Source organism: Pseudomonas sp. HS6 (assembly GCF_023375815.1).
GTDB lineage: Bacteria > Pseudomonadota > Gammaproteobacteria > Pseudomonadales > Pseudomonadaceae > Aquipseudomonas.
On sequence record NZ_CP067412.1, the window covers coordinates 5,906,760 to 5,923,324 of the forward strand.

General features: G+C 60.8%; 15 protein-coding genes. 6 read left to right on the forward strand and 9 right to left on the reverse strand.

What is annotated here, in order from left to right:
* Nucleotides 1-4: 4 nt before the first annotated feature.
* Nucleotides 5-964, reverse strand: coding sequence for a MoxR family ATPase (locus tag JJN09_RS26815; protein WP_007913915.1), 960 nt, complete (start codon nucleotides 962-964; stop codon nucleotides 5-7).
* A 280-nt stretch (nucleotides 965-1,244) separates the two neighbouring features.
* The gene (locus tag JJN09_RS26820) at nucleotides 1,245-1,598 is read right to left on the reverse strand and encodes a hypothetical protein (protein WP_096820032.1); all 354 of its coding nucleotides are present in this window, start codon (nucleotides 1,596-1,598) and stop codon (nucleotides 1,245-1,247) included.
* A 515-nt stretch (nucleotides 1,599-2,113) separates the two neighbouring features.
* Here JJN09_RS26820 and JJN09_RS26825 point away from each other — a divergent pair.
* A complete protein-coding gene (locus JJN09_RS26825) occupies nucleotides 2,114-7,000 on the forward strand; it encodes an NAD-glutamate dehydrogenase (protein WP_249484459.1) in 4,887 nt (1,628 codons plus the stop codon).
* 425 nt (nucleotides 7,001-7,425) lie between these two features.
* Here the strand turns inward: JJN09_RS26825 and JJN09_RS26830 are convergent, their stop codons facing one another.
* The 4 genes from JJN09_RS26830 to JJN09_RS26845 form a co-directional block, all read right to left on the reverse strand.
* Nucleotides 7,426-8,139, reverse strand: a complete 714-nt coding sequence (locus JJN09_RS26830) for an ATPase (RefSeq protein ID WP_249484460.1) — start codon at nucleotides 8,137-8,139, stop codon at nucleotides 7,426-7,428.
* 241 nt (nucleotides 8,140-8,380) lie between these two features.
* Nucleotides 8,381-8,782, reverse strand: a complete 402-nt coding sequence (locus JJN09_RS26835) for a cupin domain-containing protein (RefSeq protein ID WP_249484461.1) — start codon at nucleotides 8,780-8,782, stop codon at nucleotides 8,381-8,383.
* Nucleotides 8,783-9,027: 245 nt separating this feature from the next.
* Nucleotides 9,028-9,321, reverse strand: coding sequence for a putative quinol monooxygenase (locus JJN09_RS26840; protein ID WP_096820028.1), 294 nt, complete (start codon nucleotides 9,319-9,321; stop codon nucleotides 9,028-9,030).
* 123 nt (nucleotides 9,322-9,444) lie between these two features.
* Nucleotides 9,445-10,878, reverse strand: a complete 1,434-nt coding sequence (locus JJN09_RS26845; protein WP_249484463.1) for a PLP-dependent aminotransferase family protein — start codon at nucleotides 10,876-10,878, stop codon at nucleotides 9,445-9,447.
* A gap of 311 nt (nucleotides 10,879-11,189) precedes the next feature.
* Between JJN09_RS26845 and JJN09_RS26850 the strand changes: the two genes are divergently transcribed.
* The gene (locus tag JJN09_RS26850; protein WP_249484464.1) at nucleotides 11,190-11,633 is read left to right on the forward strand and encodes a carboxymuconolactone decarboxylase family protein; all 444 of its coding nucleotides are present in this window, start codon (nucleotides 11,190-11,192) and stop codon (nucleotides 11,631-11,633) included.
* Nucleotides 11,634-11,766: 133 nt separating this feature from the next.
* Here the strand turns inward: JJN09_RS26850 and JJN09_RS26855 are convergent, their stop codons facing one another.
* Nucleotides 11,767-12,081: a hypothetical protein gene (locus JJN09_RS26855; RefSeq protein ID WP_249484465.1), complete on the reverse strand. Its 315-nt coding sequence runs from the start codon at nucleotides 12,079-12,081 to the stop codon at nucleotides 11,767-11,769.
* A 150-nt stretch (nucleotides 12,082-12,231) separates the two neighbouring features.
* Here JJN09_RS26855 and JJN09_RS26860 point away from each other — a divergent pair, with 150 nt between their 5' ends.
* From JJN09_RS26860 to JJN09_RS26870, 3 genes are read left to right on the forward strand one after another with little or no spacing between them, the layout of a single operon-like run.
* Complete coding sequence (locus JJN09_RS26860; RefSeq protein WP_249484466.1) at nucleotides 12,232-12,951, forward strand: STN domain-containing protein; 720 nt, start codon at nucleotides 12,232-12,234, stop codon at nucleotides 12,949-12,951.
* Entirely contained in the window at nucleotides 12,948-13,499 is a 552-nt protein-coding gene (locus tag JJN09_RS26865) for an RNA polymerase sigma factor (protein WP_011334580.1), read from the forward strand. Before JJN09_RS26860 ends, JJN09_RS26865 begins: the two co-directional genes overlap by 4 nt.
* Nucleotides 13,500-13,545: 46 nt before the next feature.
* Nucleotides 13,546-14,484 carry a FecR family protein gene (locus JJN09_RS26870; RefSeq protein ID WP_249490859.1) on the forward strand — a complete coding sequence of 313 codons (939 nt, stop codon included), beginning with the start codon at nucleotides 13,546-13,548 and terminating at the stop codon, nucleotides 14,482-14,484.
* Between the two features lie 140 nt (nucleotides 14,485-14,624).
* On the opposite strand, the gene JJN09_RS26875 is transcribed toward JJN09_RS26870, so the two are convergent.
* Nucleotides 14,625-15,233, reverse strand: coding sequence for a prepilin-type N-terminal cleavage/methylation domain-containing protein (locus tag JJN09_RS26875; protein ID WP_249484468.1), 609 nt, complete (start codon nucleotides 15,231-15,233; stop codon nucleotides 14,625-14,627).
* Entirely contained in the window at nucleotides 15,230-15,682 is a 453-nt protein-coding gene (gene gspH, locus JJN09_RS26880; RefSeq protein ID WP_249484470.1) for a type II secretion system minor pseudopilin GspH, read from the reverse strand. The genes JJN09_RS26875 and gspH overlap by 4 nt, the downstream gene beginning before the upstream one ends.
* Nucleotides 15,683-15,814: 132 nt before the next feature.
* Between gspH and JJN09_RS26885 the strand changes: the two genes are divergently transcribed.
* Entirely contained in the window at nucleotides 15,815-16,246 is a 432-nt protein-coding gene (locus tag JJN09_RS26885; RefSeq protein WP_249484471.1) for a type II secretion system protein N, read from the forward strand.
* Nucleotides 16,247-16,565 lie beyond the last annotated feature (319 nt).

The window sequence follows — 16,565 nt, forward strand, 5'->3', positions numbered from 1 at the left end:
GGGGTCAAGCGACGGCTACGACGTCGAGAATCCGCTGCACCACCCGATCCTGGTCGATGCCAGCGGCTTCGGCCTCGAATGACAGGATGATGCGGTGACGCAACACGTCGAACAGCACAGCCTGGATGTCTTCCGGGCTGACGAAGTCGCGACCGGCCAGCCAGGCGTGGGCGCGGGCGCAGCGGTCGAGGGCGATCGAACCACGCGGGCTGGCACCGTAGGCAATCCACTCGGCCATTTCCGGGTCGAATTTGGCCGGGTTGCGCGTGGCCATGACCAATTGCACGAGGTATTCCTCCACGGCGTCCGCCATGTACAGACCGAGGATTTCCTTGCGTGCGGCGAAGATAGCTTGCTGGCTGACCCGTCGCTCGGGCTTGGTCTCGCCATTCAGGGCTTCACCCCGGGCCTGTTGCAGGATCCGGCGTTCGACGGCGGCGTCTGGGAAACCGATTTTTACGTGCATCAGGAAGCGGTCGAGCTGCGCTTCGGGTAGCGGATAAGTGCCTTCCTGCTCGATCGGGTTCTGCGTGGCCATCACCAGAAACAGCGGCGACAGCTCGTAGGTGCTGCGCCCGACACTGACCTGGCGCTCGGCCATGGCTTCGAGTAGCGCCGACTGGACCTTGGCCGGGGCACGGTTGATTTCGTCCGCCAGCACCAGGTTGTGGAAGATCGGGCCTTGCTGGAACACGAAGCTGCCGGTTTCCGGGCGATAGATCTCGGTGCCGGTGATGTCGGCGGGCAGCAGGTCCGGGGTGAACTGAATGCGATGGAACTGGGCTTCGATGCCTTCGGCGAGCTCTTTGATCGCTTTGGTCTTGGCCAGACCCGGAGCGCCCTCGACCAGCATGTGGCCGTCGGCGAGCAGGGCGATGAGCAAGCGCTCGATGAGTTTTTCCTGGCCGAGAATCTGCGTTGAAAGAAAGGTTCGCAGCGCCAGCAGCGCTTCACGATGTTCCATCGATGACTGTTCCTGGAAAGGGTGGCCACAGGCGTTCGGATAACGCCGGGGCTGGGGGCGTTACTTTAATCCATCGCAGGGGGTGGCGACTAACGGCATTTTGCGCAAAGTACGGGAAATGACCGGGGGATTTGTTGGAATTTTGTAGACAGGGAAAGTTGGGGTACCAGTTCCGGCCCTATCGCAGGCAAGCCAGCTCCCACATTGACCGCGTTCTGTCTGTATTACGCGTTCCCCTGTGGTAGCTGGCTTGCCTGCGATGAGGCCAGTGCAGACACCATCAAATCTGGCTGATAAAGGTGCCAGTACCATCAAGAATGTTCTTCAGGGTTTCCTCGACCTCGGCCAGATCCACCATGTCCGGGTTGTAGGTGATTTCCAGCACATCATCACCATTCAACGCATCGGCATCCGCTGCGGCGATTTCGATTTTCAGCAAGGTCTTGGTCAGAGTGACTTTAACGCCATCGAGGGTGGACGGCTCGCCATCCAGCGTGATCTCCAGCTCATCCTCGTCCGGGTAGCGGCTCATCAGAAACATGTCGCCCTTGTCGCTGTGGCAGCAGAGCATAGCCATGTTGTCTTCTTCGTCGTCGCACGGGTTGACGATCAAAAGGGCGGTGGTCATTTGCATGGGAAATTCCTGCCTCGGCGGGCTCGGTGGTCGCAATAAAGCGCGATTCTGCCAGCCCTCGGGAATTTCTGCTCGCCTGAGTGTCAGAGGATGTGTCGTGAACGCGACGCAGGTCAATGGTCATTCCTGGCACGCATGTACCGTAAATACGGGGATTCAGACCGGCGTTCTGCCCCATGAATGCTAGTGTTTACCGATGCGCTTGCCTCGGTTTACGTGCCAATGACCGAATATGTCGCAGCACCGCAAGCAGACACATTGTCGCACCCATTAAGCTGCGCAACGGATGAGCACCCGTAAAGGCATTGCCATGGCCCGCGAGCGGCGCCCGGCAGTCGTTTTTGCAGATGCCCATTCATGGAAGGTGAATGTGACCTGAGTGTCTCGTCCAGCTTCACCCACCTGTCACCCTGTTTCCTCTGCCCGAGATTCAGGAACAGGGCGACGGAACGCCCCGAAAGGGGTTTTGTACGCGACGCTTTCCATCAATAACAAGCCCAAGCGGAGTACCACAGATGGCGTTCTTCACCGCAGCCAGCAAAGCCGACTTCCAGCACCAACTGCAAGCGGCACTGGCGCAGCACATCAGTGAACAGGCACTGCCACAAGTGGCGCTGTTCGCTGAACAATTCTTCGGCATCATTTCCCTGGACGAGCTGACTCAACGTCGCCTCTCCGACCTCGCTGGCTGTACTCTTTCTGCGTGGCGCCTGCTTGAGCGCTTCGATCACGCGCAACCGCAAGTGCGCGTCTACAACCCTGATTACGAACGTCACGGCTGGCAGTCGACCCACACCGCGGTCGAAGTGCTGCACCACGACCTGCCATTTCTGGTGGACTCGGTGCGTACCGAGCTGAACCGCCGCGGCTACAGCATCCACACCCTGCAGACCACCGTGCTCAGCGTGCGTCGTGGCAGCAAGGGCGAGTTGCTGGAAATCCTGCCTAAAGGCACAAGCGGCGAAGGCATTCAGCACGAATCGCTGATGTACCTGGAAATCGACCGCTGCGCCAACGCGGCCGAACTGAATGTGCTGTCCAAGGAACTGGAACAGGTTCTGGGTGAAGTCCGCGTCGCGGTTGCCGATTTCGAGCCGATGAAGGCCAAGGTGCAGGAAATCCTCACCAAGCTCGATAACAGCGCATTCGCCGTCGATGCCGACGAGAAGACCGAAATCAAGAGCTTCCTGGAATGGCTGGTGGGCAACCACTTCACCTTCCTCGGCTACGAAGAGTTCACCGTTGTCGATCAGGCCGATGGCGGCCACATCGAATATGACCAGAACTCGTTCCTCGGCCTGACCAAGATGCTGCGCACCGGTCTGACCAACGAAGACCGTCACATCGAAGACTACGCCGTGAACTACCTGCGCGAACCGACGCTGCTGTCGTTCGCCAAGGCTGCGCACCCGAGCCGCGTCCACCGTCCGGCCTACCCGGACTACGTGTCGATCCGTGAAATCGATGCCGACGGCAAAGTCATCAAGGAACACCGCTTCATGGGCCTGTACACCTCGTCGGTGTATGGCGAAAGCGTACGTGTCATCCCTTACATCCGCCGCAAGGTCGAAGAGATCGAGCGCCGTTCCGGCTTCCAGTCCAAGGCCCACCTGGGCAAGGAACTGGCACAGGTGCTGGAAGTGCTGCCGCGTGACGACCTGTTCCAGACTCCGGTCGACGAACTGTTCAGCACCGTGATGTCGATCGTGCAGATCCAGGAACGCAACAAGATTCGCGTATTCCTGCGCAAAGACCCGTACGGCCGTTTCTGCTACTGCCTGGCCTACGTGCCGCGCGACATCTACTCCACCGAAGTCCGCCAGAAAATCCAGCAAGTGCTGATGGAGCGCCTGAAGGCGACCGACTGCGAGTTCTGGACCTTCTTCTCCGAGTCCGTGCTGGCTCGCGTGCAACTGATCCTGCGCGTAGACCCGAAAAACCGCATCGACATCGACCCGCTGCAACTGGAAAACGAAGTCATCCAGGCTTGCCGCAGCTGGCAGGACGACTACGCCGCCCTGACCGTTGAAACCTTCGGCGAAGCCAACGGCACCAACGTGCTGGCGGATTTCCCGAAAGGCTTCCCGGCCGGCTACCGCGAGCGTTTCGCTGCGCACTCGGCCGTGGTCGACATGCAGCACCTGCTCAACCTGAGCGAGAAGAAGCCGCTGGCCATGAGCTTCTACCAGCCGCTGGCTTCCGGCCCGCGCGAGCTGCACTGCAAGCTGTATCACGCCGATACCCCGCTGGCGCTGTCCGACGTGCTGCCGATCCTGGAAAACCTCGGCCTGCGCGTGCTGGGTGAGTTCCCGTATCGTCTGCGTCACAACAACGGTCGCGAGTTCTGGATCCACGACTTCGCGTTCACGGCCGCTGAAGGCATGGACCTGGACATCCAGCAGCTCAATGACACCCTGCAGGACGCGTTCGTCCACATCGTGCGCGGCGACGCCGAAAACGATGCGTTCAACCGTCTGGTGCTGACCGCCGGCCTGCCATGGCGCGACGTCGCGCTGCTGCGTGCCTACGCTCGCTACCTGAAGCAGATCCGTTTGGGCTTCGACCTCGGCTACATCGCCAGCACCCTGAACAACCACACCGACATCGCTCGCGAACTGACCCGGTTGTTCAAGACCCGCTTCTACCTGGCGCGCAAGCTGGGCAGCGATGATCTGGACGACAAGCAACTGCGTCTGGAACAAGCGATCCTGACCGCGCTGGACGACGTTCAAGTCCTCAACGAAGACCGCATCCTGCGTCGTTACCTGGACCTGATCAAAGCGACCCTGCGCACCAACTTCTACCAGACCGACGCCAACGGCCAGAACAAGTCGTACTTCAGCTTCAAGTTCAACCCGCACTTGATCCCTGAGCTGCCGAAGCCTGTTCCGAAGTTCGAAATCTTCGTTTACTCGCCACGCGTAGAAGGCGTGCACCTGCGCTTCGGCAACGTTGCTCGTGGCGGTCTGCGCTGGTCCGACCGTGAAGAAGACTTCCGTACCGAAGTCCTCGGCCTGGTAAAAGCCCAGCAAGTGAAAAACTCGGTCATCGTGCCGGTGGGTGCGAAGGGCGGCTTCCTGCCGCGTCGCCTGCCACTGGGCGGCAGCCGTGACGAGATCGCGGCCGAGGGCATCGCCTGCTACCGCATCTTCATCTCGGGCCTGTTGGACATCACCGACAACCTGAAGGACGGCAAACTGGTACCGCCGGCCAACGTCGTGCGTCATGACGACGATGACCCGTACCTGGTGGTCGCGGCGGACAAGGGCACTGCAACCTTCTCCGACATCGCCAACGGTATCGCCATCGACTACGGCTTCTGGCTGGGTGACGCGTTCGCGTCCGGTGGTTCGGCCGGTTACGACCACAAGAAAATGGGCATCACCGCCAAGGGCGCGTGGGTCGGCGTACAGCGCCACTTCCGCGAGCGCGGCATCAATGTTCAGGAAGACAGCATCACTGTGGTCGGCGTGGGCGACATGGCCGGTGACGTGTTCGGTAACGGCCTGTTGATGTCCGACAAGCTGCAACTGGTTGCTGCGTTCAACCACCTGCACATCTTCATCGACCCGAACCCGAACCCGGCGACCAGCTTCGTCGAGCGTCAGCGCATGTTCGACCTGCCGCGTTCGGCATGGTCCGACTACGACACCAGCATCATGTCCGAAGGCGGCGGTATCTTCTCGCGCAGCGCGAAGAGCATTGCCATCTCCCCGCAGATGCAGGAACGCTTCGACATCAAGGCCGACAAACTGACCCCGACCGAACTGCTGAACGCCTTGCTCAAGGCACCGGTGGATCTGCTGTGGAACGGTGGTATCGGTACTTACGTGAAAGCCAGCACCGAAAGCCACGCCGATGTCGGCGACAAGGCCAACGATGCACTGCGCGTGAACGGCAACGAACTGCGCTGCAAAGTGGTGGGCGAGGGCGGTAACCTCGGCATGACCCAACTGGGTCGTGTGGAATTCGGTCTCAATGGCGGCGGTTCCAACACCGACTTCATCGACAACGCCGGTGGCGTGGACTGCTCCGACCACGAAGTAAACATCAAGATCCTGCTGAACGAAGTGGTTCAGGCCGGCGACATGACCGGCAAGCAACGCGATCAGTTGCTGGCAAGCATGACCGACGAAGTCGGTGGTCTGGTGCTGGGCAACAACTACAAGCAGACTCAGGCCCTGTCCCTGGCTGCCCGCCGTGCCTACGAGCGTGCTGCCGAGTACAAACGCCTGATGAGCGACCTGGAAGGCCGTGGCAAGCTGGACCGTGCCATCGAGTACCTGCCGACCGAGGAGCAGCTCACCGAGCGCGCCGCGACGGGCAAGGGCCTGACGCGTCCAGAACTGTCGGTACTGATCTCGTACAGCAAGATCGACCTCAAGCAACAGCTGCTGGATTCGCTGGTGCCGGATGACGACTACCTGACCCGCGACATGGAAACCGCGTTCCCGCCGACCCTGGTCAGCAAGTTCGCCGAAGCCATGCGCCGTCACCGTCTGAAGCGCGAAATCGTCAGCACCCAGATCGCCAACGATCTGGTCAACCATATGGGCATCACCTTCGTTCAGCGACTCAAAGAGTCCACCGGCATGACCCCGGCGAACGTGGCTGGCGCTTACGTGATCGTGCGTGACATCTTCCACCTCCCGCACTGGTTCCGTCAGATCGAAGCGCTGGACTATCAGGTCTCTGCTGATGTGCAACTGGAGCTGATGGACGAGCTGATGCGTCTGGGCCGTCGCGCTACGCGCTGGTTCCTGCGTGCCCGTCGCAACGAGCAGAACGCTGCCCGTGACGTCGCGCATTTCGGTCCGCACCTCAAGGAGCTGGGTCTGAAGCTGGACGAGCTGCTGAGCGGCGAAATCCGCGAAAACTGGCAGGCGCGTTATCAGGCTTACGTCGCAGCCGGTGTACCGGAATTGCTGGCGCGTATGGTGGCGGGGACTACCCACCTCTACACGCTGCTGCCGATCATCGAAGCGGCCGACGTGACCGGTCAGGACCCAGCCGAAGTGGCCAAGGCGTACTTCGCCGTGGGCAGCGCGCTGGACATCACCTGGTACATTTCGCAGATCAGCGCCTTGCCGGTGGAAAACAACTGGCAGGCCCTGGCCCGTGAAGCGTTCCGCGACGACGTCGACTGGCAGCAACGCGCGATCACCATCGCCGTTCTGCAAGCGGGCGGCGGCAACCTGGACGTGGAAGAGCGTCTGGCGCTATGGATGGCGCAGCACGACGCCATGATCCAACGCTGGCGCGCCATGCTGGTGGAAATCCGTGCCGCCAGCGGCACTGACTACGCCATGTACGCGGTGGCCAACCGTGAGCTGAACGACGTGGCGCTGAGCGGTCAGGCGGTTGTGCCTGCTGCGGCGACTGCGGAGCTTGAGCTTGCTTGAGTAGCTGCTGAATGAAAAAGCCCCGCACTCGAAAGAGGCGGGGCTTTTTTATGTCTGGTGTTCGGCGGTATTTGAGTGTTGCTGCACAAATCCAGCCCCTCACCCCAGCCCTCTCCCCAAAGGGGAGAGGGGGAAAGGGAGCCGATCTTCATGCTCTTCCAAACCTGAGTTCGAATCGATATTTCACGTCGGCGTAACTCTAACAAACACCTCGATCAGTTCCCTCTCCCTCCGGGAGAGGGCTAGGGTGAGGGCCGCGGTCTAACCATCATCGCAAGGGAGCCGGTCTTCATGATCTTCCAAACCTGAGTTCGACTCAGGAATAACAGGTCGATGTATTTCGCCCAGACCACTCGGTCAGTCCCCTCTCCCTACGGGCGGTCCGACGTTTCGGGAGGGTTAGGGTGAGGGCAGCGGCCTAACTATCACCGCACACTAAGACCTTGTTTACTCTCGAGCATCGACACTTTACCTGCCGCCCCAGTCAACAAATTACTGAGCGACTGGTCAAACTTCTGCAACGCCCTAACCTGAACTTCCTGCTGCTGATTAATATCCGCAACAATCTCCTCCGACCGCTTGAAGTCCGCCCAGACCGGCGTCAACTCTTTCGCCTCGGATCCCTTGGCCGTTCCGACATAGTTGAACTTGCCGTCATAGAAGTCCGCACTCACATCGGCCTTGATGTCCGAACTGCGCGAGGTAATCAACTGGCTGTGAGTATCGATGATCGCTACTACATCGGGATTCGCCGCACGCAGGCTTTGCATGTCCGGGTACACCGTGACCGAGCCGAACTGGCGTTGCAGCGAGGCTTTCACCCAATCCACCGCCATGTCCGGTTTCGAGGTGGCGACGTAGGCGTCATGGATCGGCTGCACCAGTAAACTCTGGCCGAAACCGGTGCCGGCGTTGGCCTGATAGTCGCGCAGGTATTCGCGGTTGGTCTGGGTGCTAGGGCTGTAGACGACGCCCAGCGAGACGCCGGGACCACTTTTCACCTGAGTGGCGCTGCTGCGTCCCACCGGTTGGGTGAACAGCGTGTCGAGGGAGGAAACCGCTTTTGGAGCGGTGGGAACGGAACAGGCGGACAACGCTAAAACCGATATCGCCAAAGTACTGGCAAAGGCAAGTTTCATGGTGAGTCTCCCGTGAAGCAACTTCAGTCGGAAAGTCAGAGGTGTCGGGGTTGATTAAATGGAACCGGCGACAGTTGCCTCAGACTACTCCCGCGAAACTGAAAACAACCTGACAATTTGCTGAATGACTGTCATGCAATAGTTTTATTGGCTGTAAGCGCTTTTGATTAATTGCCGCGAGAAATTAAAAAGGCGCAAATCAACGATTTGCGCCTTTTATTTATGGCTGGTTAAACAACCATCAGTTTTTCAATGGGATCAGCACTTGCTCGTCCGGCGACAGCACCATGAACACCAGCAACTTGGCCGGCTTGGTTTTGCTGGCGTTTTTCGACACCAGATGTTCGGAGCCGGCGGGTTCGTACCAGAACTGGCCCTTCTTGTAGGTGATTGCCTCTTCGCCCTTGACCTGGGAAGTCACTTCGCCTTCGAGCACATACGCCATGGCCGTGCCGTCGTGTTTGTGGGCGATGGAGGACTGGCCGGGTTTGTAGTCGACTTCGATCATCATGGCTTTTTTGCCCGGGACGTTTTTCAGCATTTGGTCCTGCAGGACCGAGACTTTTTCGGAGGCATCGTGAGCCATGGCGGCGGCAGAAACAGACAGGGCGAGAGCGGCGGCGAAAATGTGCAGGAGTTTCATGGCGGGTCACCTGTGAAGTGGGGGAGTCGGTCTTCACAGTAGTCCGCGTGGAGGGCTATTCAAACGGCCAATATTCGGGAAGTTCGGGTGACCAATCCTCGATATTTCTGTGCTTCCAAATACGCCATCGCTGGCAAGTCGAATCGTCGCACCGCAGACTCCCACAGGTTTCGTATCGTTCAAAAATCATATGAACGACAACAGAACCTGTGGGAGCCTGGCTTGCCAGCGATGGCGTCAGTAAGTCAAACGATAGGGAAACTGTTGAAATCGACGCTGTTAGCCAGCCGACTGTCGATCAAATCGATAAACCCCTGAGCCTCAGGCCGGTTGAAGTGCGCCTGCATCGCCGCTTCCGACTGCCAATGGGCACTGACCGTCCAGCGGTGGCTGTCGTCGGGGCAGCGGTCGACCATATAGGAATCGCAGCCCGGTGTTTCGCGCAGGGTTTCGACGATCTTCTGCAACTGCTTGCCCAGCTCCTCGGAGCGGCCGGCCGCAGCCTGCACCTGTACGGTGTTGATCACTTCGTTGGACATTGCTCACACTCCTGAATCAGGCCGGACGAATCCTGCTCATTGAGGGATAACGCCTGTGCAGAATAGGCCTGCACCCCCGGATCACCAATAACCAATCGGCGGGTAATCCGTTAGTCCAATCTATCAGGCGACCTGTTGCAGAATGTCGCGCAGGCGATCCAGTGCGATATCGATGTCCAGCGTCTCGATGGCGCCGAAACCGAAGTACATCCCGCTTCGTGAAGGCTGCTGGTAATAGAAGCCATCGATGGCGTACAGCCCGACTTCGACCTTTTTCGCTAGTTCGATCACCAGCGGCAAGTCGATCGGCACCCGGCAGAACACCGCCATATGAAAGCCCGCACTCGCCGGCACGGCCTCCAGCCACGGCGCGAGGTCGGTGGCCATGCGCGCCAGGATCCGCTCGCGGCGCTGGGCGTAAATGGTGTGGCAGCGGCGGATGTGCTTGAGCAGGCAGCCCTCGGCGATGAACTTGGCCAGCGCCCATTGCGGCAGGGTAGAGGCGTGCAGATCGGTGAGCTGCTTGGCGCGGATCACCGCTTCGAGGATCGCCGGCGGCAGAATCGCATAGCCGAGCCGCAGCTCCGGCAGCAGAGTCTTGGAGAAGGTGCCGACGTAGGCAACGATGCCGCGCTGATCGAGGTTGTGCAGCGAATCGGTCGGGCGGCCCTCGTAGCGGAACTCACTGTCATAGTCGTCCTCGATGATGATCGCGCCGAGCTCATGGGCCCGGACCAGCAACGCTTCGCGCCGCGCCTGGCTCATCGGCATCCCCAGCGGAAACTGGTGCGACGGCGTCACGTAGATCAACCGGGTGCCATCGGGAATGTGCTCGACCTGAATCCCCTCCGCATCGACCGGCACCCCGACCACCGTGGCGCCGTGAGTACCGAACAGCAGTCGGGCTGGCGGATAACCCGGGTCTTCCATCGCCACCAGACTGCCGGGGCGCAGCAGCACGCGGGCGATCAGGTCCAGCGCCTGTTGTGCGCCGTTGCACACCACGATGTCTTCGTCCTGGCAGTTCACGCCACGGGAAAACGCGATGTGCCGGGCAATCGCATTGCGCAGCGCCGGCAGGCCTTCCGCCACGCTGTAAAAGCCTTTGGAACCCGCCATTTGCCGCATGGCGTGGGAGACACAGCGGCGCCAGTCATCGTGGGGAAACTGGCCCTTGCTGGTGGCACCACCGATGAAGTCGTAGCGCAGCGAGCCTTCCAGCGTCGGATGGCGCAGGAACACCGGCAGGTTGCACCAGCTCTCGATCACCTCGGAACTGGCCAGTTCGGAATGGCTTTGCTTGCGCTGAACCGGCATCGGGCGGGCGTTGACGTACGTACCCTTGCCGATGACGCCGGTGAGGAAGTTTTCGTAAGTCAGCTGCGCGTAAGTGTCGGAAATGGTCTTGCGCGAAATCCCCAGTTGCTCGGCGAGCAAGCGACTCGGCGGCAGTTGCGTGCCGGCGGCCAGACGCCCGGATTCAATGGCGCCCCGCAGTTGCTGATACAACTGACCGGCCAGATCCTTGCGGCCGTTGATCACGACATGAAGTTCCATACCGACGGGGCTCTCCGGGCAATTGAGTGTGCCGGCCAGATTACTCCCGTTTGTCTGCGGGGCAGTAGTTGCGCGGAGTAAAAACCTCGAATTGGTCACGTACCCTGTGGGAGCTGGCTTGCCAGCGATGAGGCCTTCGGATCCGGCATTAGTGTAAGCAGGTATACCGCCATCGCTGGCAAGCCAGCTCCCACAGGTATTGAGTTTGGTCCGGGGGCAATGGTCTGCCGGTTTTCCGTGGAATTGGGGCTGTAACGCTGGCCTATCAGCGCTTACCGTGAAATCACTCTTCTGCTGCCCGAGACCCGCCCATGTCCCCGCGTCTGGATTACTACAGCGCTTCACCCAAAGCCATGAAAGCGATGATTGCCCTGGAAGCGCTGACCAGCAGCCTGAGCATCGAGGCGCCGTTGCTGCACCTGATCAAGATCCGCGCCTCGCAACTCAACGGCTGCGCGTTCTGCACCGACATGCATTCGGTGGAAGCACGGCGGGCAGGGGAGACGGATCGACGGCTGTACGCCATCGCAGTCTGGCGCGACAGCGGCTTCTTCAACCTGCGCGAGCGGGCCGCACTGGCATGGGCCGAGACTGTCACGCTGCTGGCGGATAGCCGGGTGCCTGACGATGTTTACCAGCAGGCGCGGGAACAGTTCAACGAGACTGAACTGGTGGACCTGACCATGGCCGTCAGCACCATCAACAGCTGGAATCGCCTGGCGGTGAGCTTCCGACAGGTCCCCGCAGACCATTGATCAATGCCAAATACAAAATACTGTGGGAGCTAGCTTGCTAGCGATGGCGGTTTGTCTGTGCAATCAATGTTGACTGACAGGACGCTATCGTCGGAACGCCGCACGGAGCAGGCTCGCTCCCACAGTAGAACAGTTAGTTCGGTGGCCGCTGCGGTTTCACCGACGTGCCAAACGTATTGCCCATCCGCGTACTGGTGGCCGCCGGCGTCGCCAGCCCAACCTGATTCGGCGGACGCTTGTCGATCGGCACATTCATCGCTTCCTGATTCTTCTGCGCAGCCGCCGCGCCGTCGGGGTTGTTGCCCATCTGCTGGCTCAGGCAGTCGTAATTCGGCGCCTTGTAACCGCCCACGGTCACCTCGACGCAACCCACTGCCTGCTCGGCATGCACGCCGCCCGACAGGGTCAACAACAGCCCGCTCAGCGCCAATGTCCACAGTGATTTCATGCGTGCCTCCTGGCTGGCCCGAAGGGGCCGCTCTGGCTCAAGAGTCTAGTGCAACGGCGGCGCCGATCCCGTGATGGTTTTTTTGCAGTGGCCGTCACACCAGATTCATAAACAGCCCTCAGGATGACGGTTTTCAGGAATACATCAGCCGTGCAGCGAGGCCGTGCCAGGGAGGATGTTGTGCGCTCAGCGCTCGTGCGCCAGCTCTGTCTGGGGCTGTTGCTTGGCTTGTTTCTGAGCCGCGCCAGCGCCGATCCGGTGCCGGCATCGATGCGCATGACGCTGCACATCCCGGCCCAGGAACTGGCCCGAGCCCTCGATCAGTTCAGCCGCGCCACCGGCATGGCGGTGCTGGTCGACAGCCAACTGAGTCGCGGTCGGCGTTCCCTGGCGGTGGACGGTGAATTCACCGCCGCCGAAGCATTGCGCCGGATGCTCGGCGGCAGCGGCTTGATGGCCAAGTACAGCCGCGACGACGCGTTCACCTTGCAAGTGGCGCAAGTCGAGGAAGTGCCAATGCCGGCGGAGAAACCGACCCCCGCCAGCGCAGCCGTCAACCGCAGTTACGCCACGGCGGTGCAGGCCGCGATTGAACGCAACCTGTGCCGCTCGCCGCTGACCCGGCCCGGTAGTTTTCGCGCCGTGTTGCAGTTGTGGATCGGCCGCGACGGCGTGGTGCAGCACAACCGGTTGGTCACCTCGACCGGCGATGTTCGGCGCGATGCAGCGCTGGTAGACAGTTTTCACACGCTGAAAATCGACCGGCCGACACCCGGCGCATTGCGCCAGCCAGTCACCTTGCTGTTGTTACCCGAATCTTCAGGAAAGCGCATGGAATGCACAGAATGGGAAGGAGTTTCCGGGGGATGAAAGACGCCGGACAAAGTTCGATGGTCCAGCTGTTCCTGACGTCCTACGAGGACTTTCGGGTGCGCCTGCGACGCCGTCTCGGCTCGGAGGACCTGGCCAACGACGTGCTGCACGAAACCTATCTGCGGGTCGACCGCATGGAAGCGCCGCCGAACCTGCTGCGGCCCAACGCCTACCTCTATCGCATGGCCCTGAACATCGCCGCCGACCGCCGCCAGGCTGATGCGCGACTGCTCACCGGTAGCGAAGTCGAAGAACTGCTGCAAGTCAGCGACGAAGCGCTGGACCCGATGCGCGTGGTTGGCGGCCAAAAGGAAATCCAGTCCCTGCTCAGCGCCCTCTACGAGCTGCCGGCCCGGCGCCGCCGGATCTTCATCGCCGCACGGCTGGAAGAAGCGCCGCACCTGGAAATCTCCCAGCGTTTCGGCATCTCCACACGCATGGTAGAGAAGGAAATCAAGGCTGCCCTCGGACACTGCGCGGCCAAACTGGAAAGAAAAGTGTTTCAGCGGTTCGGTCGCGGGGCCGGAAAACCGTCTAGTGAATGAAGCTCCGATTGAGTGTCCCGATCAACCCGTCGAGTACCTGTGCGTTTTGAACATCTTCCGTCTGACACCTGCCGAGCCCACGCCTGCCGAGCGTCTGCAAAGCGAAGCCCGCGACTGGCTGATCCTGCTGACCTCCGGCCGCGCCACGGTCGCCGACGCCCGAGCGCTGCGCCAGTGGTGCGCGCAAAGCCCCGAACACGCCCGCGCCTTCGAAGAGTGCAAGGCCCTGTGGCACCTGCTGCAACCGGCGGCGGAAGCGACGCAGGCGCCACGACGGTTTGGACGCCGGGCCTTTCTCGGCGGGGCGATTGCCGCGTCGGCGGCGTTTCTGCTGGTACGCGGCACGATACCGGGCGGGTTCTCCGGGCTTGGCGCCGATTACATCACCGAAGTCGGCCAGCAACGTCGCGTCGAACCGGCCGATGGCTTGAGCCTGGAACTGAATACCCAGACCCGCATCAACCAGCGTTCGGTGGATGAGGGCGTGCAAGGCTTTGAACTGGTCAGCGGCGAAGTCGAAGTGCAGACCGCACGCCTGCCGATGGCGATGCAGGCCGGTGGCGGCTGGTTGCGGGCGAGCAAGGCGCGGTTCAACCTGCGCAACCTCGATCAACAGGTGTGCGTGACGTGCCTCGATGGCGCAGTAGAAGTGGAAGTCGAAGGCCGCAGCCTGCGCCTTGAGCCGGGCCAGCAATTGACCTACGACGCGCAACAGGTCGGCACCGTGCAAAGCGTCGACACGGCGGCGGTGATGAACTGGCGTCAGCAGGTGCTGGTATTCAACGGCGCGACGCTGAGTCAGATGATCGACGAGATCAACCGCTATCGCCCGGGGATGTTGCTGCTGCTGAATCGCGATCTCGGCCAGCGCCGCGTACAAGCACGGTTCTCCCTCGATCAACTGGCCGGCGTAGGTGCACTGATCCGTGATGCCTACGGCGTCAAATGCACCGAACTCCCAGGCGGCGTAGTCGTCCTCAGCTAACCCAACACAACCCCCACAAACACCCCAAACCCTGTGGGAGCGGGCTTGCCAGCGATGGCGGTATGTCAGGCAATGAGATGTTGGATGTGCAGGCCCCATCGCGGGCAAGCCCGCTCCCACAGGATTAGAGGTGACTGGACTTACTGCAACGGCCCCATCACCTGCCGATACTTCTCCGGCCCTTGCGGTGTCTGCTGAGTCAGCCGCACCTCCAACCCCAACGGATCCTCCCGCCGATTCCCGCTCAACTGCCGCCACCCCTTGTCCGCCTCCCAGACCCGCACCTGCAAATCACTCACCTCACCCAACACCGCCACCCCCGCCGTCGGCGCAGGCAACGGATACCGACTCCGCGCCGGCGCCACCGCGCGATACAACGTGTCCCCCTTGAGCCACCAGCGCACCCGCTGCAAAGCCCCCGGCTGATCCGCCGCGCTACGAATAATGTCCAGCCGAAACCCCTTGCTGTCACTGCTGCGCACCGTAACGGCAGGCGGGGCCGTCACCGGTTCGTCCTCGGTGCCGACCTTCTTCGGCTCCGTCAGCTCGATCCCGGCGCGCATCTCCACATCCCGCTGCATCTGATTCAACGCCCGCAACAGGCTGTCGCTCTGCTCACCGCTGGCCTGCAAATGGCTGTCGGCGCGCGTGACACTGTCCAGCCCCTTCCAGGCAATCAAGCTGACCACCGCCATCAACAGAATCGCGACCATCACCTCGATCAGCGTAAAACCTTGTTGTCTGTTCATTGCACGCTAATCCGGCCCGAAGCATCGCGCAGCACGCTCAACCGATTGAGCCCGTCAGACAGAGTCAACTGCAGCGGCGGATTGATCCACTCCGCGTTCAGCACCACCTTCTGCTTCGGCTCGACCCGCACCTCCAGCTTCGGACTCTGCCAGGGACGCGGCCGCAACTGCGGGTCCCGATCGAAATGATCAAAACCCTTGCCACTGTCACTACGCCGACTGAACCGAAACCCCTTGCCATCGCTCAACCACGCAATCGGCCGGCCATCGGCGCGGGCCTCAGCCTGAGCAATCTGCAGCAACTGCGCCACGCGCTCGGCGTCCTTGCGCAACAACTGCAACGGATCGGGCTTGATACTCAAACTGATCACCGCACTGGCGATCCCGATGATCACCAGCACCACCATCAACTCGATCAGCGTAAAACCCTGCTGCCTGCACCGGTTCATCGAATGCGCACTCCCTTGCGTCCAGCCCGTCCCAAAAAACCATCCTGCACGGCCAACATGTAAGGCGTGTGAAATAAAACCGTGAGAATTGCCGCGTAGTCTGGTCACCGGGACTAAAAGGAGATTCAGCCCATGAGATTCACCGCACGCTTTTCACCCCCCCAAATCATCCAGGCCGCCGCACTGCTGGCCGCCCTGGTCGGCATCGCCACCTGGTCATCCCTGCTCCTGACCACCGCCGAATCCCACACCCCGGCCGCCACGCCACAACTGCTCGCTGCACGTAGCGACAACCCCGCGTTGCAGTGGTTTTCCAACCGCACGGCGCCGGTGGAGATCAAGGTCAGCGGCGTGATGGCGGGGAGTCGCGGGGCGGTGGCGATTTTGAGTTTGAACGATGGGCCGCCGAGGAGTTTTTTGCAGGGGGAGCGGGTGAGTCCTGGGGTGAGGTTGGTGGCGGTGGAGGGGGATGGGGTGGTGATTGAGCAGGGGGGGGAGAGGGTGCGGTTGGAGGTGGAGAAGTTGGGGGAGGGGGTGGAGATGCCTAGGTTGGTTAGGCCGTGATTCTTTAGGAAAGGTCGCCTGAGGTTTCCGGTCGAGGGAGTGCCTTCTCGGATAGCAGTACAGGCGTCTTTGGACAGCAAGATAGGGCTCAAGAAAAGACGATTTATGGTTAATTTCAGCCCAAAGCACGTATGGATGTGTGGACCCAATACTTCACTTATCAAGGTGTGATAGCCTTTTACCATATGTGCGGCTAGTCTTCTGTTGATGTTTGACTGGTGAGGGATCGGTATGAAGGATTCTTGGGTTGTATTAGGTATGAGTATGGTCATCACGGCCAAACGCATGGAAAAGCTCTTGGAAAAAAATCAGCTAGTTT

Bases quoted from the DNA above. Each gene is read 5' to 3' on its own strand.
- JJN09_RS26815 (WP_007913915.1), bottom strand. From the start codon at position 964: ATGGAACATCGTGAAGCGCTGCTGGCGCTGCGAACCTTTCTTTCAACG.
- JJN09_RS26820 (WP_096820032.1), bottom strand. From the start codon at position 1,598: ATGCAAATGACCACCGCCCTTTTGATCGTCAACCCGTGCGACGACGAA.
- JJN09_RS26825 (WP_249484459.1), top strand. From the start codon at position 2,114: ATGGCGTTCTTCACCGCAGCCAGCAAAGCCGACTTCCAGCACCAACTG.
- JJN09_RS26830 (WP_249484460.1), bottom strand. From the start codon at position 8,139: ATGAAACTTGCCTTTGCCAGTACTTTGGCGATATCGGTTTTAGCGTTG.
- JJN09_RS26835 (WP_249484461.1), bottom strand. From the start codon at position 8,782: ATGAAACTCCTGCACATTTTCGCCGCCGCTCTCGCCCTGTCTGTTTCT.
- JJN09_RS26840 (WP_096820028.1), bottom strand. From the start codon at position 9,321: ATGTCCAACGAAGTGATCAACACCGTACAGGTGCAGGCTGCGGCCGGC.
- JJN09_RS26845 (WP_249484463.1), bottom strand. From the start codon at position 10,878: ATGGAACTTCATGTCGTGATCAACGGCCGCAAGGATCTGGCCGGTCAG.
- JJN09_RS26850 (WP_249484464.1), top strand. From the start codon at position 11,190: ATGTCCCCGCGTCTGGATTACTACAGCGCTTCACCCAAAGCCATGAAA.
- JJN09_RS26855 (WP_249484465.1), bottom strand. From the start codon at position 12,081: ATGAAATCACTGTGGACATTGGCGCTGAGCGGGCTGTTGTTGACCCTG.
- JJN09_RS26865 (WP_011334580.1), top strand. From the start codon at position 12,948: ATGAAAGACGCCGGACAAAGTTCGATGGTCCAGCTGTTCCTGACGTCC.
- JJN09_RS26875 (WP_249484468.1), bottom strand. From the start codon at position 15,233: ATGAACAGACAACAAGGTTTTACGCTGATCGAGGTGATGGTCGCGATT.
- gspH (WP_249484470.1), bottom strand. From the start codon at position 15,682: ATGAACCGGTGCAGGCAGCAGGGTTTTACGCTGATCGAGTTGATGGTG.
- JJN09_RS26885 (WP_249484471.1), top strand. From the start codon at position 15,815: ATGAGATTCACCGCACGCTTTTCACCCCCCCAAATCATCCAGGCCGCC.